The 3,000-nt window shown below is 63.1% G+C and carries 6 protein-coding genes; 3 read left to right on the top strand and 3 right to left on the bottom strand.

Features of this window, described 5'->3' with window-relative positions; translation table 11 throughout:
• The 3 genes from QOC69_RS15460 to QOC69_RS15450 form a co-directional block, all read left to right on the top strand.
• A partial coding sequence (locus tag QOC69_RS15460; protein ID WP_526440996.1) for a DUF1989 domain-containing protein occupies nucleotides 1-208 on the top strand: 208 nt, incomplete at its 5' end.
• A gap of 60 nt (nucleotides 209-268) precedes the next feature.
• The gene (locus QOC69_RS15455; RefSeq protein WP_526440994.1) at nucleotides 269-433 is read left to right on the top strand and encodes a tyrosine-type recombinase/integrase; all 165 of its coding nucleotides are present in this window, start codon (nucleotides 269-271) and stop codon (nucleotides 431-433) included.
• A 452-nt stretch (nucleotides 434-885) separates the two neighbouring features.
• On the top strand, nucleotides 886-1,161 hold the full coding sequence (locus QOC69_RS15450) for a tyrosine-type recombinase/integrase (RefSeq protein WP_526440992.1): 276 nt from the start codon (nucleotides 886-888) through the stop codon (nucleotides 1,159-1,161).
• A 508-nt stretch (nucleotides 1,162-1,669) separates the two neighbouring features.
• Here the strand turns inward: QOC69_RS15450 and QOC69_RS15445 are convergent.
• The 3 genes from QOC69_RS15445 to QOC69_RS15435 all read right to left on the bottom strand — a co-directional run bounded on the left by QOC69_RS15445 (nucleotide 1,670) and on the right by QOC69_RS15435 (nucleotide 2,516).
• Nucleotides 1,670-1,924: a hypothetical protein gene (locus QOC69_RS15445; RefSeq protein WP_526440990.1), complete on the bottom strand. Its 255-nt coding sequence runs from the start codon at nucleotides 1,922-1,924 to the stop codon at nucleotides 1,670-1,672.
• Nucleotides 1,925-2,047: 123 nt separating this feature from the next.
• On the bottom strand, nucleotides 2,048-2,287 hold the full coding sequence (locus tag QOC69_RS15440) for a hypothetical protein (RefSeq protein ID WP_526440988.1): 240 nt from the start codon (nucleotides 2,285-2,287) through the stop codon (nucleotides 2,048-2,050).
• A gap of 22 nt (nucleotides 2,288-2,309) precedes the next feature.
• Nucleotides 2,310-2,516: a helix-turn-helix transcriptional regulator gene (locus QOC69_RS15435; RefSeq protein ID WP_526440986.1), complete on the bottom strand. Its 207-nt coding sequence runs from the start codon at nucleotides 2,514-2,516 to the stop codon at nucleotides 2,310-2,312.
• Nucleotides 2,517-3,000 lie beyond the last annotated feature (484 nt).

Raw genomic sequence — 3,000 nt, 5'->3', positions numbered from 1 at the left:
CGCCGTGCCCCAGCCGGTGAACGTGTTCATGAACATCCCCGTGGGCAGCGAGGGTGAGCTGAGCTGGTTGCCCGCGGTGAGCCGGCCAGGGGATGCGGTGACGTTCGCGGCGGCGATGGATTGTGCGGTGGTTCTCTCGGCGTGCCCGATGGATCTCAATGCGATCAATGGCGAGCGGCCGACGTCGCTTGCCATCGACATCATGTGACCGAATCCTACTTCTGGCGATGTGGTTGGTCCCCGTGCCGGCCGCGTCACTCTGACGACCGTGTATCGGTCGTGGCTGGCGTCGCATCCCGATCTCAGCCCGAAGGTGCGTCGCGGCTACGAAGACTACTGGCGGTCCCGGATCGGGCCGCGATTCGGCAGTTGGCACGTTTCAGCGATCGACCACCAGTCCATCCAGGGCTGGGTCAACGAGATGTCGACGTAGGGATTGGGTCCGCGCACTGTGCGGTGGGTGCACTCGGTACTGAAGATGACGCTCGACTGCGCGATCGACGAAGGACAACTACTCTCGCGAAATCCGGCCGCTAGAACTGAATTTCCCCCACTGCGTGCGGCGAACCACAGCTATCTCACGACGTCCGAGGTCGCGGCCCTGGCCGTCGCGTGCGGTCGCCAGGGCGACGTGGTCCTGCCGCTCGCGTACATGGGGATGCGACTCGGAGAACTTGTCGGGCTAAGAGTTGAAGACGTCGACCTAAAGGCGCGCAGGATCCGGGTGCGCCGCTCGATCACGCAGGTGGGCGGGAAGCTGCTCGAGGGCAATCCGAAGAGTGCCACGGGGCCGTTCGATACCCGTTCCACAGCGACTGATGCCGATCCTCGCCGATGGGGTGTGTGGTCGGCCTCCTGGGGACCCGGCCATCACCTCACCGGACGGTGCGTTACTCGGGCTGCAAGAACTGGAAGCGCTCGACGGGATGGCGCACGGCGATCGTGGAGATCGGCCGGCCGAAGGTGCGTGTGCACGGCTTGCGGCATACGTACGCTCCGCCGGCGCGGCGGGCCGGCGCGGACCTTCGCCTATTGCAGAAGACGATGGGCCATGCGTCGATCACTGTGACTGCTCACGTATACGCCGACCTTTACGACGACGACGAACTCGATGTCGTGGTGTCGGCGCTCGACGCGCTCGACGACTGCCCGTCTGAGTGACCCGAGAGTTTGACCCGACTTTTGCCCGATAAACCTCGCTGTGAGGCTTCACGAAAGCGCCGCTGTCTATCGAATATGGCGCTGAACTGCAAGGATACTGGTGGCCAGGGCCGGGATCGAACCGGCGACCTTCCGCTTTTAGGTCGAGGATTCTCGACACGCCGCGGTGGTTGCCAATCGTTCTGTGTCACAACGTGGTTGGGAACATCATACTTCCGGTAGGTTCTCGACGATTCTCGGCGCGTTGCGGGTATAAGCGACGAATAAGCGTCAATTCGTGACGGTGGCCAGGCGCAGGTCCCCCACTCGGGTTCCAGAGGTTCCGGTTTGGCTGCCCTTGCCGGGAAAGGAGCCCACGCAAAGGGACGCTGTGACGCTTCGACGCAATCCGATAGGGTCGCTAATCTCGTTTCCAGCAGACCCATCAGATGCCTTGTAATCCAGGTCGCAGGTTTGATCCCTGCCCGGGGGCGGCAGGTCAGGGCGCGTTTATGGTGTGTTCGGGCAACTACCTGGCAATAGTGGTCCAATTGAGCGCGCCGGGCAAGTGCAGGCGGCTCTTGCCGGTGCCGGTGTCACGCTGGTCGAGCTCTTCGACCGCGCGCACGGCGATGTCCGACAGCAGCCGGATGGTCGCGGTGACGACGAACCGGCGATCCAGACGCGCGGGCAGGTCGGCCGGGCCGGCCGCTCGTCGCCGGGCACGGCAGGCAGCCAGGATGCGCGCCGCGACCAGCGTGGGCACCCCGTCGGCCATCGACATCACAGCACCCGCAGCGGGCGCGGCTGGCCCTTGGTCGGGCCGGGTGCACCGATTGCTCCCCCGGGAACGGCAACTTGCGGCGCTCTGTCAGCATCGCCACGGCGAATGATCGGGTCCACCAGGTCACTCTTGGCACGTTTCCGACACCCGCAGTTTGATCAGTGGCTCACGCAGCTGGTCGGCGGTCAGCGCCTCGGCGCCCGTTGGCATCGGCGTCGACGTCGAGCGGATCAACTGCACGTCCCGAACCGGATTCACCGCCAGCACATTGTTCAGTACCGCAAGCTGCAGCGCCCGACGTAGCAGGTACTCGCGAACAACCTTGCCGTGGTGCGCACTGCGCAGCGGCGGGCGGTCAGCCAACTCGCAAGGCAGTTACCGCGAGCTAAGCGGACGTACGTTTCGCAACTGCGAATTGCTGCGCTTCCCAATCGACTACGTCACTCAAGCGGTATCGGACGTGTCGACCGAACCTCGCATAGCGCGGGCCCGTCCCCTTGGATGCCCACTGAGCAGGCGTCTTCACAGGTAACCCGTATCTCTCAGCGAGCTCCTGGCGAGTGATCCACTGATCACCGGTATGGCTGTCCATGACGGCGCCCTTCGTTGAGGTTTGGGAATCTCCTGATGAGGTGGAGAGTTCTCATTGGGTCCGAAGGTAAGTCTGCTAGCCAATGCCCGTCTACCACTGCGCCGGCATTCAGCGGCAGATTTCTCAAACGCACCTAGATTCATCCATTTTCGCCAGACCATGTTGAAATACGTTGACGTGTACCGGTATGCAGTTCGTCGACGATGTTTGGGAGCAGCACCGGGTCCTCGACGTTCGAGATCTTGGTCTGCGGGTCCAAGTCAAGTGACGCTGCGTGGGGCACCAGTTTCCGGACTGAACTGCCAGTGCACGGCAGCAGCCTGCAGGTGCGACGTTGGATCAGCCATGGGCTTTGTCCGCAGCGGATCGAGTATCGACGAATCGACAGCCATCGTCCAACCTCTTCCCGGGCCAGTGCATCGTGTCCCTATCTACTGGATAGTAGGCCTAACAACCGGCGGTGTCAGTAGTGAGAGCCAACTCA

This window comes from Mycobacterium sp. (genome assembly GCF_032162105.1).
Classification (GTDB): Bacteria; Actinomycetota; Actinomycetes; order Mycobacteriales; family Mycobacteriaceae; genus Mycobacterium.
Note: the sequence above shows the minus strand (reverse complement) of the source record. Positions and strands in the feature narration are given on the sequence as shown.